This window comes from Macrococcus bovicus, assembly GCF_030376725.1.
GTDB lineage: Bacteria > Bacillota > Bacilli > Staphylococcales > Staphylococcaceae > Macrococcus > Macrococcus bovicus.
Genome location: NZ_CP128470.1, coordinates 1,638,416 through 1,656,210, shown reverse-complemented (window position 1 = coordinate 1,656,210; position 17,795 = coordinate 1,638,416). Strand labels below are relative to the sequence as shown.

Annotated in this window: 11 protein-coding genes; all 11 read left to right on the top strand. The window is 34.0% G+C overall.

Translation table 11 applies throughout. The annotated features are described in order from the left end of the window. The first annotated feature begins 64 nt into the window (after positions 1–64). On the top strand, positions 65–460 hold the full coding sequence (locus QSV55_RS08985; protein ID WP_289649962.1) for a hypothetical protein: 396 nt from the start codon (positions 65–67) through the stop codon (positions 458–460). Positions 461–488: 28 nt separating this feature from the next. Continuing rightward, entirely contained in the window at positions 489–854 is a 366-nt protein-coding gene (locus QSV55_RS08980) for a hypothetical protein (RefSeq protein WP_289649961.1), read from the top strand. Between the two features lie 440 nt (positions 855–1,294). Next, on the top strand, positions 1,295–1,930 hold the full coding sequence (locus QSV55_RS08975) for a hypothetical protein (RefSeq protein WP_289649960.1): 636 nt from the start codon (positions 1,295–1,297) through the stop codon (positions 1,928–1,930). 868 nt (positions 1,931–2,798) lie between these two features. Further along, complete coding sequence (locus tag QSV55_RS08970) at positions 2,799–4,442, top strand: N-6 DNA methylase (protein ID WP_289649959.1); 1,644 nt, start codon at positions 2,799–2,801, stop codon at positions 4,440–4,442. After that, a complete protein-coding gene (locus QSV55_RS08965; protein ID WP_289649958.1) occupies positions 4,442–4,972 on the top strand; it encodes a hypothetical protein in 531 nt (176 codons plus the stop codon). Before QSV55_RS08970 ends, QSV55_RS08965 begins: the two co-directional genes overlap by 1 nt. 123 nt (positions 4,973–5,095) lie before the next feature. Beyond that, positions 5,096–8,626 carry a DNA-directed RNA polymerase subunit alpha C-terminal domain-containing protein gene (locus tag QSV55_RS08960; RefSeq protein ID WP_289649957.1) on the top strand — a complete coding sequence of 1,177 codons (3,531 nt, stop codon included), beginning with the start codon at positions 5,096–5,098 and terminating at the stop codon, positions 8,624–8,626. After that, a complete protein-coding gene (locus QSV55_RS08955) occupies positions 8,626–9,846 on the top strand; it encodes a ParB/RepB/Spo0J family partition protein (protein WP_289649956.1) in 1,221 nt (406 codons plus the stop codon). The genes QSV55_RS08960 and QSV55_RS08955 overlap by 1 nt, the downstream gene beginning before the upstream one ends. Further along, positions 9,827–11,689, top strand: coding sequence for a DEAD/DEAH box helicase (locus tag QSV55_RS08950; RefSeq protein ID WP_289649955.1), 1,863 nt, complete (start codon positions 9,827–9,829; stop codon positions 11,687–11,689). The genes QSV55_RS08955 and QSV55_RS08950 overlap by 20 nt, the downstream gene beginning before the upstream one ends. A 213-nt stretch (positions 11,690–11,902) precedes the next feature. Continuing rightward, positions 11,903–13,423 carry a class I SAM-dependent DNA methyltransferase gene (locus QSV55_RS08945; RefSeq protein ID WP_289649954.1) on the top strand — a complete coding sequence of 507 codons (1,521 nt, stop codon included), beginning with the start codon at positions 11,903–11,905 and terminating at the stop codon, positions 13,421–13,423. Continuing rightward, on the top strand, positions 13,413–14,618 hold the full coding sequence (locus QSV55_RS08940) for a restriction endonuclease subunit S (protein ID WP_289649953.1): 1,206 nt from the start codon (positions 13,413–13,415) through the stop codon (positions 14,616–14,618). Before QSV55_RS08945 ends, QSV55_RS08940 begins: the two co-directional genes overlap by 11 nt. Positions 14,619–14,621: 3 nt before the next feature. After that, the gene (locus tag QSV55_RS08935; RefSeq protein ID WP_289649952.1) at positions 14,622–17,729 is read left to right on the top strand and encodes a type I restriction endonuclease subunit R; all 3,108 of its coding nucleotides are present in this window, start codon (positions 14,622–14,624) and stop codon (positions 17,727–17,729) included. Positions 17,730–17,795 lie beyond the last annotated feature (66 nt).

Here is a 17,795-nt window from a genome sequence, read left to right as displayed (position 1 = left end):
CCGATGATGAAAATCATCGGTTTTGTTGTGGGAACCGTTATAATAATTGAAAAAGGAGGTTACCATGACAAAGCTATGGACTGGAATCATCACAGCACTCATCCTGTACGACACGTTAGTCATCTATGACACCTTATTCGGGACCCATACCGCACCCTTACTGCTCAATATCGACTTCCTGACGCACCGGCCGCATGTCCATATCCTGCTCGAGTTTGCGCTCCACACCTTCATCAGCCTCGCCGTGGCGTGGATAGCCGGCAGTCTCTATGAACGGGGGAGATCGCTCAGACCATTTATGATAGGACTCTTCCTCTTCTTCATCATCCTCTTCCCACTGATGGTCATAGTGGCAGAATCGCCGGTCTATATCATCTCGCCGAAGGAATTCAGCGGCTGGATGATCGGACATACATTTTATCTAATCACGCTCTATCTATTGATGAGAAAAATGTTATAATGTGGATAAAATGAAAAGGGGTGGAGAATTGAAAAAATCACTGCACAAACTGGAACTCGGCTACCTGCTGCCCGTCGCTTTTATCGCGTCCTATGCAGACTTCAAGTGGGGAACGGTACTCGGCTATACCTTCGCGGTCATCTATACCGTCGCACTTGCATGCTTATTATTAGTTCAGAAGCGGGATATAGCTGTCATAAGAGGCAATATCATCTCGATGATTCTCTCAATCATTCTCTGTATCATCTTCATCAACGGCCAGGACAATGGCTACTTTAAACCATTCGGCCCGACCGGATTTATGGTTTTTCTGACTGTTGTCTTCACGATTCTGCAGTTTGTCATAGGAAAGATCGCGGCGTGGGTGAGGCGGAACAATGATCAGACGACCTGATATAACGGACCGACAAATCATCAATGAAATGACCGCAGGGACGTTCAGCTATAACGGAATCAAATCAAAAAAGATTGAATAGAACAATCATTATTAACTAATGGTGTAAATTTTTTCTATATTCATTTGTTATTATTTGCTAGATTAAAATCATACTTGTGTTTGGAACCGTCGGCAAATAAGAGTAGACCTAAAACATCAAGTCTTTTTTAAAGATTTTTATAGATAATCATGAATATTAATTATCTGTTTTTATATATACGCAAAGATAATCTAGATTATTACTAAAAAATAGATATATGTAAAAAAAAGTATAGATTATTTTATAGTATTATATTACAATTTATATGAAATAATTATTTTTTTGGTGATTAGGTACATATCCGAATTATCATCCATAGTTTTAATGAAAAACCAAATATATCAAAGGAGATGAAAAAATGAATAAATTTGTAATATCAACCTTAGCAACAACTATTTTATTGGCAGGTAGCGGAGTAGGACAATCTGAGGCTGCAACAGTAAAAAATACAACTATTATTGGATATGCTGGAAAAGATCAAGCTAAAAAGATTTTAAATGGTTATTTAAAATTTGATGGTATGAGTGTTGGTGATACTGTAAGTAAATTTTCGTATAATAATAATTATATCACTGATCAAGACACAAGAATTATGACCACCAAAGATGAATTGGAGGGTGGAATAGGCATCGCTGATTATCAGGATAATGTTGCGCCTAATAAGCAAAAAATTACGCGAATTATCGATTTGAATCCGTCTAAAGATTACAGTAGAAACAATTTACTGAATAAAAAATTATACGGCAAGCCTTTAAAAACATTTGGACCTAAAGAATGTGGTAATTCAGATATTTATGTAGATTTTTACAAGAATGTAACTTTATTTTATAAAAGGGACTACAATAAAGTGACCACACTACAAGGAGCGGTTTTCTTTAAAAATCCTTCTACAAAGTCACAATTAAAATGGCAGGATTACGTTAGATATAACGCAGAGTGCTCTATAATGTGGACTAGAGATGTAATTGATAAATACACATGGAATTCATTGTAATATCTTAAAAGAAGATTATGTTACTAGAAAGTAATACAGTAAAGAGAATAATAAGAAAAATGATTACAATGAATAAATAATGATATTGGTATTATTACATGTTAAACAGATCTTCATTGAGTGACTATTGGAATGTATTGTATTTGTAAAAAAAAATATAGTCTTTAACTATAGTCAATTAGCCTTTCGAAGTATCAGAAATCGTTATCCAAACAGTACTAAATTCATTAGGCTCCTCTGAACTATTATTGTTTATTTTGATACTCCTCTTTTTTAGAGGAGTATTTTTTATGGAAAGAATGATAAAAGAAAATGAGATTAGTAGTGGTTTAGAAAAATATTAAATTATATCGCTAAGTTTTGGCTATATTGATCAAAATAGGTGTGACCGTAATGTTTCGAGATAAAAATTTATAAGTAAATCAAAGCAAATAAAATGTTTCTCAGTAATTACGATAAAAGATAATAATAGATTTAATTACATTTTTAATGTGAAAGACACTTTTTCATTTTACACAAGTTAAAGTTGTTTACGTGTTAATTTCATGAATAACGTCTTTGCATTCTTGATTAGAAATATAAGTGTTAAAGTAATTGATTAATTAGATAAGATAGGTTGCTTATAAATATTTTTGTCAGACAAAAACAAAACGAAATAAACATAATAAGCCAGCATTGTTTGATAAGAACAAATTAGAATGAAGAATTTATGCAAGTTAGGAAAAATAAGAAATTGAAGAACAGGGATTATGTAAAATTACTTATATTTAATTTGGTTTTATTTAACCAAATATATTGACGTTTCCAACATTTTGTATTATATTAAGGATAACAAAAGGTTAAATATAACCAATGAGGAGTGACGGCGTTGGATTTATTAAAAAAGGCATGGCCAATTATGGATGCGTTAAGAGGGAAAGTGAGAATCAGTTCACTGGATGTGATCAATATTTATGAAGAGTGGCTGGAGACAGGACGTTTTAATCTATCTGTTCTGAATTCGAAAGAGTCAGCAGATTTAAATGAACTGGAATCTCTTCTTGAACAATTATCAGAAGATGAACTCATCCAGTTCTTCTATATGATCAATCAGCATGACCGCACTCATGAACTGTTCGAGTTTGATGAGGGTGAGAAGCTGGCGCTTGAGATATTCAAGCATTATGCCGAGACGAGTGGCACGGTCCTGGATATTGCATCTGGCTCCGGTCACTTTATCAGACAGCTGCATGAAGCGGGAATCGGTTCTGACTATCACGGTGAGGAACTCAATCCTAACGCCATCAAAATTGCGGAAGTCCTGTCACGACTAAGCGGAGTGAAGAAGCTCGATATCAAAGAGACCGATTCGCTCATTCACTGGAGTAAGGATAAGTACGACATGGTCTACTGCAACATGCCGTTTCTTGGTAATATCCGGCAGGAGATACGCCGGCAGCTGGCAGAGAATCCTGAATACAAGCTCGACAAGATTGCGATATCTGACTGGATCTTCACTTTGCGAGTCTATGCCGCACTGAAAGAAGACGGTGTCGGCATCAGTATCGTGAGAGGCGCTGCGCTGAACGCAATCCGGGACAAGGAAGTGCGTAAGTGGCTCGTGGACCGTAAGTGTCTGAAGGCAGTTATTCAGCTGCCATCTGCCTTAATGAACTATACAGCGATTCCGACCTATATGCTGATTCTGACGAAGACAGAGAACGATAAGATTCGCTTTATTGATGCAAGCGGGGAATATGTGACCGGTGCGACGAGACAGAAGAACACATTCACTGAAGATAATATCGGGCGTATCATGACAGACCTTCAGTCAGGTTCAGAACGGACCACTGACGTTACGGAGTCTGACCTCGAAAAAGTGGAATATAATCTCCATCCACTCGTCCATCTGAAGAATGCCGAGAATCATCTGATTAACCCGGTTCCACTCAAAGAACTGACAACACAGCTGTTAAGAGGTCGCGACATCAATAAACAGACGCTTGATGCAGATAAAGATAAAGACAAGGCAGGCTACCTATTGAACCTGAGTGACCTGGATGATATTTATATCGATGACATCAAGCAGCCGATCAGTCAGGAACTGCTGGATGCCAACCAAAAGGTGTTCGTCAAAGAGCATGATCTCGTCATCACAAGCCGCGGCTCCAAGATTAAAGTGGCCATTATTGATAAAGCGACAGCAGATAAACAAGTGATTGTCAGCTCGAATATCACCATCATCCGACCGGATACCGGCAAAGTAGACCCACACTATCTACTCGCCTATATGAACAGTGAGATTGGCCATAACATGATAGAACGGATGAATACAGGTAGTGTCATCTTCACTTTCACGAACAAGAAGCTTGCAGAATACCTGGTGCCAGTGCTTTCAGAGGAAGAGATGAACTTGATTGCTGATGAAATGAAGATAGAACTGGCCGATTATAAGCGTATGCAGAGGAGCATCAAGCGCTTTAAGGAGAAACTGCCGACTATCTTCAATAAATTCGATAAGGAGGACTACTGATGCAGATGGATTACGATATGCTGATGGATATGCTGGAAGAACTATTTGAGAGAATCAAGCAGGAAGCGATTATGGAGAACAGAACGGGTAATATTGAGACGTTCAAAGTGAAGTACGGGATAAAATCAGAGGAAAAAAGAGCTTTCAGCTTCAATGAGAAGGCGAAGATTCTGATCATCGGACTGAACAATGCCACCATCAAGGCAAAAGATCTTGACGGTATCTTCAAGGCGGCGAGCATACCAGGCCAGTTTGAAGTCATCTCATATGATGAAGCGACTAACTTTGACCTGAGAGTCCTGGAATATACCACAGCATATTCAGACATCTTCATCGGTACAGTGCCACATTCCATGAAAGGAATGGAAGGCAGCAGCAGTGGCCTGAAGAAACTGGAGGACGGCTCAGAACATATCTATCCTAAAGTCCATATCATGCGAAAAGGCAACCAGGAACTCGGTATCAACAAGACCAATCTGAAAACAGCAATTCAGCAGTCAGCGCTGATGGAGCTGATGCGGGCAGGATGAAATTAATGACAATTCTATTAATTAAGTTTAAATAGATATTAAAAATATATATAATTAAGTAAACGTTTTCGTAAAAAAAGTTGCAATTTAGTAAAAATTAATTTTCTGAATTTGGGAGGTTTTATGAATATTATCCCTTTAGCTAATCTTAGATTAAGCGAGAAAGCAAAAAAATCATTAACAAATATGAACATTAATACATTGGAAGAGCTGATTAATATTTCAAGCGAACAGCTATTAGAAATAAAAAAACAAAATGAAGAAGTATATAAGGAATTGTCACAATTATTAATAACTATTTTTGAGAAAATAATTGAAAAGCAAAATTTACATTTAATCAATCATCTGGCAGTAGATTCTATTGGTACCAATCATACAGATAAAGACATCCTGCCTGAATCTAATAGTTTTTCCTTCAAAGATAATCACTTGAAAGTGATATCTCAAACAATCTCTAAAAAGAAAGAAGAAGATTTTTCAGCATTTAAGAGTTTATCTTCTTTGTCACCTTCTATTCATTTGCTGATTAATAGTTTAAGTCTTAATACATTAAATGATTTTTTAAATTACTCATTTAATAAGTTGAGGAAGCCAGCAAATATCTCTAAATCTGCTCTTACTATGTTGGGAGAGTTCCAAGATAAGCTCAAATGCTTAACATCTTCTGATGCCAATAGGCGCGCAAAAGAAGAAATTGAATTTTTCACTTATATAAATGATAAAACTTCAGTTCGTACTAAAAATGTGTTAGCTCATAACAACATATTGACATTTAAAAACTTAGAAAACTCAAGTGAAATAGAAATAACTAATTTTAGAAATGTAGGAGCTAAAACTCTACAAGAGATAGTAGCTTTAAAAAAAGAAAACCCATCTATGTTAGCGTCAAGTTCACAGAGTATTTATTCTTCAAAACAGAATATAAAAAGTGATTTTAGTATTGAATATCTTTCTTCAGAAATTGTTGAAAAGTTAAATGATAATAATATAAGCAGGGTTTCTCAATTTCAAAATTTAGATAATAAAAATTTAATTAAATTTAAGCTTTCAGAAGATGATATTCATGAAATAGAGATATATAGAAACTTAATTAATAATAACAAGAATGATAATATAGACTTGTTTAAACAAATACATCAACATCCAGATAAAACTATTCGAGATATTATATCGAAACATAACCTGAACTCTGAAGAAATCGAAATGCATTTTTTTTATAAGGGCAAGTTTGTTGAACATATTAATGTAAAGGAATTTAATTTTACTCAGAGAATTACCAACAATATAAATAATTTAAAGATTAACAACATAAAAGTACTAGCTGAGTATTCATATAGTGACATGTTGAAAAAAGGTAAGTGGAGTAAAAGTAGTTTAGATAAAGCATTGATTGATATCGTATCTTTAATTGTTATACATAAAGATGAGAAATGGATTGTAGCTCACCCATCTCTAATTATTACTCAATATTATGCAGCTGGAGTATTTAATAAAAGCGATATAAAAGATTTAAAAGTTATTAATGGAATATTGGAAAAAAACTATTTAAATAATGCTCTTAAGATAGGAAGAATAGATCTAATAAAATATGCATTGACTAATTACTCTAAGTTACATCTCGCTTTACAGTCAGTTGAATTATCTGAATCGGAAATGGCAATGATATTAAAATTATATCTAATGAAACAAGAGGAACCGCGTGCATTTAAAAAAATACAGTTCGATCTTCAACAAGTATTCAATAATTTTAAAATAGAAAAGGCTATAAAGCTTCTTAAAGAATATGATATCTTAAGTGATGAAAGCGGATTCTATTCATTAAAACCTCCTAGTTATAAGTCTTTTCTGAATAGAATAAATAATGAAAGATATAAGATTATTTTATCTAAAAGGTTTAACGGAGAAACACTTGAAGCGATAGGCAATTATCTAAAGATTAGTAGAGAAAGAATTAGACAATTGGAGAAAAAAGCTTTAGCAGAATTACCGACACAATTATTTGAGGATAGATATAGTTATTGGTTTAAGACGTTCAATTTTACTGATGAGCAGTTTCTTGAAATATTTAAGATTTCGAAACAAGAATACAACTATTTATTTCTTAGATATGACAAAGGTTTAAGACCATTTGAAGAAATATTGAATCTTTCTGATATTGATATTGAAATTAAAAAAAGTGTACTAGCATATTGTAACAAGGATTTTATTATTATAGACAACTATAAAATAAAAAAAGAAACGAAATCAATTGTACTTTATTTGTGTAAAGAGTTTTGTCAAGATAAGGTTCATATTGAGGAGATATATGATTTATACAAAACTTTCTTAACAGAACATAATCTCGATAAAATCATGACTTATCGTGATGAAAGAAGTATTGAAAATTTATTAGTTGATAGCGATAAAATTGTTTCTAATATTAACCGTATGCTTCGCTATTACAATTATAGTCAATACAATTGGGATGAATTTTACGAGCAAATAAACTTAGAAGAAAATAATGATCGTGAGATATCTACATTGCTTATATTTACTAACTATAAGGAATTGATGGATGAGTATGACATTAGAGATGAATATGAGCTCCATAATGTAATGAAAAAGACACAAGGGCACACTACTATAGATATCGATTTTAAAAGAATGCCTACGTTAAGCATTGGTAAAGTTGATAGAGAAAATCAAGTTTTAGAAATGTTATATGAACTAGCGCCGATTTCTTATAATGAATTTGTGAAATCATTTTGTGAGAAGTATGGATTTAAGGAAGAAACTTTAAAGGGGAATCTTAATACATTTTTAAATTACATTGGCAAATATTTAGACAACAATATTTATAGTATTGAAAAACCTAATATCCCCCCAGAAAATTTAAAGTTATTAGAAGATATATGTAACGGAAAAGATATCTTGTTTATAGACGATATAAAAAAGGAGTTTATGAGAAGATCAAACGAAAAATTGATAGTTTCAACTCAAATGTTTAATGTAGTAGGCTATAGAGTGTTCTCAAATTATGTCATATCAAATAAATATAAAAATGCTATTGATTATTTTCGGCATTTATTTAACGAAAAAGACAAAGTAGATTTAACAGGGATAGACCATAAGATTTTATATTTAAGTATATTTCAAAGTTATTTATACAAGTTTTTTGAAAACCAAGAGTTTATAGAATATGAAAAAAACAAGTATATTTCAATGAAGTTATTGGAAAGTTTTAATCTTGGAAGAGGTGAAATAAGAAATTTTTACGATCAGCTTAATATACTTATGACAAACGGGAAAATATATAGTGTCGAACTTTTACTTGAAATAATGAACTTAAAATTTAGTGAATTTGGTTTTGAGCAACGCTTTTATTATTCATTGATTAGAGGAAACAAGAACTTTTCTTCAATTATTATTGGTAAGTCTTTATTAATTAGAAAAAATCGAAAAATTAAATCAATTATAGATGTGTTAGAAGAAGTTCTTTCTGAAAAGAAATCAATAGATATTTATGAATTGATTGATCATTTGTATTCTGAATACAAAATCCAAACAGACAAAGGATTTATTGTGACACGTATTAATGAATCAGATATGTACTATAACGAAATAATGGAAAAAGTCTATATTGATAATGATTATTATTATGAGGAGTTTATATAATGGGGAATTTATTTGACAAACAATTAATAGATACTGGTTTACAAAGAAAAATGACTATTAACGGCCATACTGAAATTTATAAAATCTATAAAGTTAATTTAAATGATTTATATTATAATGATCAGAATGATCGTATTGCGACATGGATAAGTAAATATAAAGCAGACAATAATATTGAAAATATAAACTTAACTAACTATGAAGAATATAATAAGTTGATAAGTAGTTTTATTATTAAAAGTAACGAGAGAGCTTTTAAACAAACGAAAAATAATATTAAATTATTTGGTCAACAAGAGCCAGCTGTCGTTTTAAAAGATGGTCGAGTTATAGACGGTAATCGTAGATTTACTTGTCTTAGAGAGCTAGCAAAAGAAAATCCTAAATTCGGATATATAGATGTTATCATATTAGAGAAAAGCATCGAAAATAATAAAAAAGAAATAAAACTTTTAGAATTATATCTTCAACATGGCAGAGAAGAAAGAGTAGATTATAACTCAGTAGATAAACTTGTCGGAATGTATAATGACATTAAAAGAAATAAGCTTGTTACTATTCAAGAATATTCTATGCACTCAGGAATAGAAGAAAGAGAAATTAAAATCTCATTAGAAATCGCTGATCTTATGAACGACTTTCTGGAATTTATAAAAATGCCAGAACAGTATTATATAGCAAGAGATTTAGAATTAGCCACTCCTTTGGATGAAGCAAGAAAAGTCATTAAAAGAGTAGATTCAGATGAAGAAAAAACTGATTTAAAAAATATTATTTTTAACTTTATAATTATGAGACCAGAAGGTGATGTATCTAGATATCTTAGAAAAATACCTGCCATTATTAATAGTAAATATTATCAAGAATTTGTCGAATCTCAACTTGAGCTTGTTGAAACCAATCAAGAAAAAATAGAAGACGAAGATATTGTTACCTTAGATTTTTTGAACGAAGAAATTAAATCAGATTATGAGTTAAAAGAATCTATATTAGACAATTACGAAAAATATCAGGAACGCTTAAAGAAGACACAGACCCTTAATGCTCCCAAAAATCAATTAGAGAAAGCTATGGAAGCTATTAATAGTATTGATACATTTATTATCACTAATTTAAGTGACAATGAATATCATAAGTTTATTAGTACCTTGGAAGAGTTGGAATCAACAATTAGAGATTTCAAAATAGAGGTGTTAGGTGATGTTAAGTCTAATTCATAATGGTGATTACTTAGAATTATGTGGTTCAAATAACGAAATAACTAAAATCACTAGTAATGCGAGATTTAAAACGAGAATAAAAAGATACGTTGATTTAATCTTTGATGGAAGTATAAAATTTCGATCAGAAATGTATTATAAAGAAATAGAAGGTATGATTGAGAACCTTAGATATAGTGCTGAGAAAAAAAATATTGAAATGAGCATCGACTCTTCTGTCTATAATTTTATTATAGAAGCTGAAAGCTATATAGAAAGTAAATACTCTATTGGAAATGATATTAAGAATAGAGATGAACGTTATGCTGAGAAGTTTGAATACTTCAAAAATATAGTAAATCAAGAAATGTCAAGGCCACTTAGAGAAAAACAAATGTGGGATGCTTTTTTCATGACTTTTATTCAGAAAGCAGGGAATTTTTCAGTTCCTGGATCCGGAAAGACTTCTAGCGTACTGGGTATGTTTGCATACCTATCTTATTTGAATCAAGTTAAAAAAATTGTTATGATTGGTCCTAAAAACTCATTTAAATCATGGAAAGATGAATTTGATGTCTGTTTTAAAGATAGAAAACAAAGAATTACTTTAGATATTCAGAATGTTATCAATAAGAAGTTTGCCTTAGAGTATGAAAGCGGAGCAGTAAACTTGATACTCATTAATTATGAAGCGGTTGAAAGTATTCAAGAAGAGCTTAAAAACTTAATTAAAGAAGATACTCTCCTGGTTTTCGATGAGATACATCGGATAAAAAACCCAGAAGGTAAATGGGCTGCAGCATCTAAATATGTCTCACAAAATGCTCGATTTATTGTTGCATTAACGGGTACGCCGATTCCAAATGGGTATCAAGATATTTATAACTTACTTAATATACTGTATCCACAAGATTATCATAAATTTTTTAAGTTCAGTCTCCAGATGTTAAATAACCCTCAACAGCAAGATATTATAAAAATCAATGAAAAGTTGCAGCCATTTTTCTGTAGAACCAACAAGACAGAATTAAGCGTTCCTTTGCAAAATGAAGATATCATTTTTGATGTTCATCAAACTGAAATAGAAAATAAGCTTTTTAGAATTATTTACAATAAACATAGGAAAAACCCTCTTGAAGCTATGATTCGAATCTTGCAGCTAGAGAGTGATCCAAGAATGTTGCTTAAAAAACTAAACTTAGAGAACTATGCAAAAGTTCTCGACTACTCAAATAAAATAACAGATGAAATCGATTATAAAGATTATTCCGATGAGATTGAACCGCTTATTGAGAAAATAGGGACTAGTTCTAAAATGAAAAGTGTCATCAATCATACTAAGAATCTAGTTACTGAAAGTAAAACAGTAATTATATGGTGTATATTTGTCGATTCAATGATTAACATACAGAAAATGTTGATAAATGAAGGAATAAAAGCAGAGATTATTTCAGGACAAGTTGATTCGTTAGAAAGGGAAAGAATAATAGAAACGTTCAAAAATCAGAATATAGATGTGTTAATTACTAACCCACACACACTAGCAGAATCTGTCTCATTACATCAGAATTGTCATGATGCTATTTATTTTGAATATAGTTATAATCTAGTTCATTTATTACAATCTAAAGATCGGATTCACCGACTTGGATTAAAAAAAACGGATTATACACAATATTATTTCATGCAATGCATATATAATTTAGATTTTGGAGAGTACTCATTAGATAAGGTAATCTATGAGCGTCTAAAAATGAAAGAAAACTTGATGTTGGAAGCAATTGATAATAACACTTTAGAAGTATTACCAACCGATGATGAAGAACTAGAATTTTTATTTAAAAAGTTGATGTTATTTTACTGAATATTACATGTGTTCAATGACACTAGAAAAGCGATTTATGCTACTGTATAAATCGTTTTTTTAATTAGTAGATTAATAAGTAACAATTTGTACTTAATTGAAGGTGCATAAGTTTTTATACAAAATAATAGAAGATAGGAATTGATGTTACCGCTATCATTATGAAATGTTATATTAAATATATATTGATTATAAAAGTAAGGTGGTATTAACATGGCTACAGCTAATCTAGGTTTTGAAGAAAAATTATGGCAGATGGCGGATAAATTAAGAGGATCGATGGATTCTGGAGAATATAAGAACGTGGTACTGGGATTACTCTTCTTAAAATATGTCTCTGATGCCTTTGAGGAAAAATATAATGAGTTACAGCAGGATGAGTGGGCAGATGAAGAGGATTGTGATGAATATGCGGCTGACAACATCTTCTTCGTACCGAAAGAGGCGCGCTGGTCATATATCAAGGATAATGCGAAGAAACCGGAAATCGGGCAGTTGATTGATGCAGCAATGGTAGCAATTGAAAAAGAGAATAAATCACTGCAAGGTGTTCTACCTAAATCATTCTCTCGTCCAGAACTTGATAAAACACGTCTCGGTGAAACGATTGACTTGTTCTCCTTCAAGGTGGGCGATGCAGAGAATCGTGACAAAGATACATTAGGGAGAGTTTATGAATATTTCCTAAGTAAGTTTGCAGGTGCTGAGGGTAAAAACAGTGGTGAATTTTATACGCCTTCTTCAGTAGTACAATTATTAGTTGAAATACTTGAACCTTATAAGGGCCGAGTTTATGACCCGGCATGTGGATCAGGCGGAATGTTCGTACAATCATCTAAATTTATTAAAGAACATCAAGGCAAAATTAATAACATATCAGTGTATGGGCAAGAATCTAATCCTACGACATGGAAGCTTGCAAAAATGAATTTAGCGATACGAGGTATCGATTCCAATCTCGGTGAATATAATGCAGATACTTTCCATAATGACCTTCATAAGGGACTGAAGGCAGACTACATACTCGCAAATCCACCATTTAATATCAGTAACTGGGGAGCGGAAAAATTAACAGAAGATGTTAGATGGAAATATGGTATTCCTAATCCTAACAATGCGAATTTTGCTTGGGTAGAACATATTATTTCAAAACTATCACCTAAAGGCACTGCAGGATTTGTCTTGGCAAATGGTTCAATGTCTTCTAAACAAAATACAGATGGGGAAATAAGGAAAAATATTATTGAAGCAGATTTAGTAGAATGTATTGTCACACTACCGGGACAATTGTTCTACTCTACTTCTATTCCAGCTTGTTTATGGATTTTATCTAAAGATAAAAATAAAACAGGAAAGCGTGAGCGTAAGAAAAAAGTACTTTTCATAGATGCGAGAAATCTTGGTTTTATGTCGACGCGTAAGAATAAGGAATTTAGCACTGAAGACATCGCTAAAGTAGCGGATACCTTCCATGCATGGCGCGGCACTAATGAAAATGAGTATAAAGACGTATTAGGATTTGCAAAAGAGGCCACATTAGAAGAAATAAAAGAAAATGATTACATACTGACACCGGGGCGTTATGTCGGTCTTGAAGAAGCTGAAGAAGATCAGGAAGTATTTGAAGAGAAAATGGAACGATTGACAAGTGAATTACATGAACAATTTGCAAAATCGCGCGAACTAGAAGACCAGATCCGAAGAGCACTGGAGGGAATTGGGTTTGGAATTTAAAACACTGTTATTAGGTGATTTAGCTAAATACAATAGTGAGAAAATCCTTGTCAATGAAACAAATGAAAAATACTATATTTCCACTGACAATATGATCGCAGATAAAAAAGGAGTTAGTGGTGTGAGTAAACTGCCTGAAAAAGGAAAGGTTAATTATTATATAAAGGAAGATATTTTAATATCAAATATAAGACCGTATTTTAAAAAAATATGGTTTTCAGAGTCAGAAGGTGGCCACTCATCAGATGTTTTAAATTTTAGAACCTATAATAATAATATAATTCCTAAATATCTTTATTATTGTTTATTTCAAGATGAATTTTTTAATTATATGATGTCTACAGCAAAAGGAACAAAGATGCCACGTGGTGATAAAAGCGCTATAATGAAATTTCCTATTTTCGTCCCGGAAATTCGTGAGCAACGTAAAATAGTGAAGCTTTTATCAAATCTTGATGAAAAGATAAATGTTAATAATGAAATGATAAACAACTTAGAAGAAATCTCTCAAACTCTTTTTAAAAGATGGTTCATTGATTTCGAATTTCCGAATGAAGAAGGGCAGTCCTATAAATCAAGTGGCGGTGAAATGGTGGAGAGTGAGTTGGGAGAGATACCAAAGGGATGGGAAAGTAGTAGACTTTCTCATTTAGCAGAAATCATTATGGGACAATCTCCTAAAAGCGATACATACAATAATAATAACGTAGGTCTACCCTTAATTAATGGTGCAGCAGATATCAAAAATAATGTGATTAGTGCTAATAAATACACTACGGCTCCTAAAAAAATAGGTGTAACAGGAGATTATGTCTTTGGGGTACGTGCAACTATTGGATTAATAACACGTTTAGATACCGAATATGCAATTGGTAGAGGAGTAGGAATTGCTCGAGGTAAAAATGTTATTGTAGATGAGTACTTATTTGAATTATTAAATATTGCATTTGAAAAGTTTAAGATAACGGCAAGTGGTAGTGTATATCTCAATGTATCAAGGAATGATTTGAATAATTACAAATTCATACTACCAACGGATTCAATCCTTGTTAAATATCATCAGTTATTGGAACCATTTTTTGAGCAAAAAATGAGTTTATATAAAGAAATTCAACAACTAGAACAACTTCGCGATACCCTTCTCCCTAAACTACTTTCTGGAGAAATTGAAATTCCTGAGGATTTGGAGGTGTAATAGTTGAGTCTTTTTAATGAGTCTTATTTAGAAGAAGCTTGTTTTGAGTGGCTTGAAGAGATTGGATATGAGATTATTTCTGGTCCTGAGATTGCGCCTGATGGTGATTATCCTGAGCGTTCTTCTTATCGTGATGTAGTACTTGAAGAGCGTCTTCGTAATGCTTTGTTTCGGATTAATCCTGATGTTAGCCGTTCTGTCATTGATGAAGCAGTACGTAAGGTAATTGCGAATACGTCTCCTAATATTGTAGTGAATAACCGTGATTTTCATCGTCTTGTGACGAATGGGGTAGATATTCAGACGATTAGTGATGACGGCGTTAATCCGACAGTTAAGGTCTATTTGTTTGATGAGGAGAATATCCATAACAATGATTTTGCTGTTGTTAGTCAGGTCACGATTGTCCAGGACAGTGTCAATAAACGTCCTGATGTTATTCTCTTTGTTAATGGTTTACCTCTTGTTGTCATTGAACTGAAGAATGCATCGAATGAAGATGTCTCTATATCAAGTGCTTATCATCAGTTGCAGACGTATAAGGATAAGATATCTAGTCTATTCAGATTCAATGAGATGATGATTATCAGTGATGGAGTCAATGCACGTGTAGGTTCATTGACTGCAAATGAGGAACGTTTCATGAAATGGCGGACAGTCGATGGTCAGACCAAGGCTGAGTCTAATATGATGGAGCTTGAAGTGATGATTAGAGGCATGCTGACACCTGAACGTCTGCTTGATATTGTGAAGCATTTTGTGCTGTTCCAGACAGATGGTGAGAAGGTCTATAAGATTCTGGCTGCTTATCATCAGTACTTCGCGGTGAATAAGGCCGTTGAAAAGGCGAAACTTGCCAGTAGTGCTGAGGGCGATAAGAAGATTGGGGTTGTCTGGCATACACAAGGATCAGGTAAGAGTCTGTCCATGGTGTTCTATGCAGCTAAGTTAGTACAGGAATTAAATAATCCGACCATTGTTGTACTGACTGATAGAAACGACTTGGATGGTCAGCTCTTTGATACCTTCAGCAAGTCACAGGAAATTCTCCGTAATTCACTGCGTCAAGCTGAGTCCAGTGAGCATTTACGAGAACTGCTGAATGTTGAGGCAGGGGGTATCATCTTCTCAACACTACAGAAGTTTTCACCTGATGCTGATGGTAAGATGCCTTCACTCACTGAACGGAGTAACGTCATTGTAATGGCGGATGAGGCTCATCGTTCACAGTACGGCTTCGGTGCGCATCTGTCGCGTGCCAAAAATGCTGAAGGTGAAGTGAAATACGGCTTCGCAAAATATGTCCGTGATGCCCTTCCCAACGCTTCATTTGTTGGCTTCACCGGTACACCCGTTGAGAAATCGGATAAGAACACGCCGGCTGTCTTTGGTGACTATATTGATATCTATGATATGACGCAGGCAGTAGAAGACGGGGCGACGGTCAAGATTTATTATGAGTCTCGTATTATTCCATTGGTGTTACCAAAAGATATTCAGCTTGATGATGACTATGAAGACATCACTGAAGACCAAGAAGAGACAGTGAAAGATAAACTTAAATCTAAATGGTCACGAATTGAAGCGGTGGCGGGTTCAACTTCAAGGCTTGAGAAGCTCGCCAGTGATATGGTGACGCATTTTGAAGAACGTCTTGAAGGTATGGATGGTAAGGCAATGGCAGTAGTTATGAGTCGACGTATTGCAGTGAATTTATACAAGGAAATTATTAAACTAAGACCAGAGTGGCATTCCGAAGATGATGATAAAGGTGTCATCAAAGTGGTCATGACTGGCTCCTCCAGTGATTCTGAAGACATGCAGCCGTTCGTTAAATCAAAGGCAGTGCGTAAACTATATGAGCGGCGTATGAAGGACGTAAATGACCCGCTTAAGATTGTCATTGTGCGTGATATGTGGCTGACAGGATTTGATGTACCATCAATGCATACAATGTATATCGACAAACCGATGCAAGGACATAACCTGATGCAAGCTATTGCACGCGTCAACCGTGTATTCAAGGATAAGCCAGGTGGTCTGATTGTCGACTATATTGGTATTGCCGATAGCTTGAAAGAAGCATTGAAACAGTACACAGAGAAAGACAAGAGTAATACAGGCATCAATACAGAACTCGTTGCTGATCTGGTGATGGAGAAATATCAGTTAATCAAGGAGATGCTGCATGGTCATGATTATGCAGGCTTCAATTCTGAAAAAGCTTCAGTTCGTATGCAGACACTGATTAATACCATGGATTTCGTCATCGGCTTAGGAGAGAGTGAAAAGAAGCGTTTCCTGAATACAGTGACTGAACTGGCAAAGGCTTATGCCCTGTGTGCAACAACTGATGAGGCACAGGCAATTAATGATGAAATTGCCTACTTCAAAGCGGTGAAAGCGACAATTGTTAAAAAATTAGGCGGAGGCAAAGAACGTAAGACGTCAGATCAGCTTGATTATGAGTTGAATCAGTTGATCTCAAAATCAGTGATATCTGAGGATGTTATTGATATTTACAAAGAACTTGGAATTGAGAATCCGGATTTATCGATACTGTCTGATAAGTTCTTAGAAGATGTCAAAGCTTTACCACAGAAGAATCTCGCAATCGCATTGTTAGACAGGTTGCTGGCAGGCAAAGTGAAGAGTATTGAGCGGACCAATTTAGTCCAGGCACGTAAGTTCTCGGAAATGCTAGGCGATTCCTTGAACAGATATAATAAGCGGACTATCGAGACATCAAAAGTCATCGAAGAGCTAATCACGCTCGCTAAAGAAATGGATGCTGCCCACAAACGAGGTGAGCATACAGGCATGATACGTGAAGAAATCGCCTTTTATGATGCACTTGCATCACATGAGACAGCAGAACAGGTACTAGGTGATGATGTCTTAAAAGCCATTGCACATGAACTGACTAAATCCATTAAGGATAATATGAGTGTCGACTGGAACTTAAGAGAAAATGCTCGTGCCAAAATGAGAGTCGTCGTCAAACGACTGCTAAAGAAATACGGTTATCCACCAGATCTGCAGAAAATGGCGATAGACACGGTAATCGAGCAGGCGGAGTTAATGGCAGAGCAGATGAGTTGGGAGCTTTAAAATTGTATGCACATATAAAAATTATAGTGGATGCCATAATTATTTAATTAATTGTAATGTATAAAT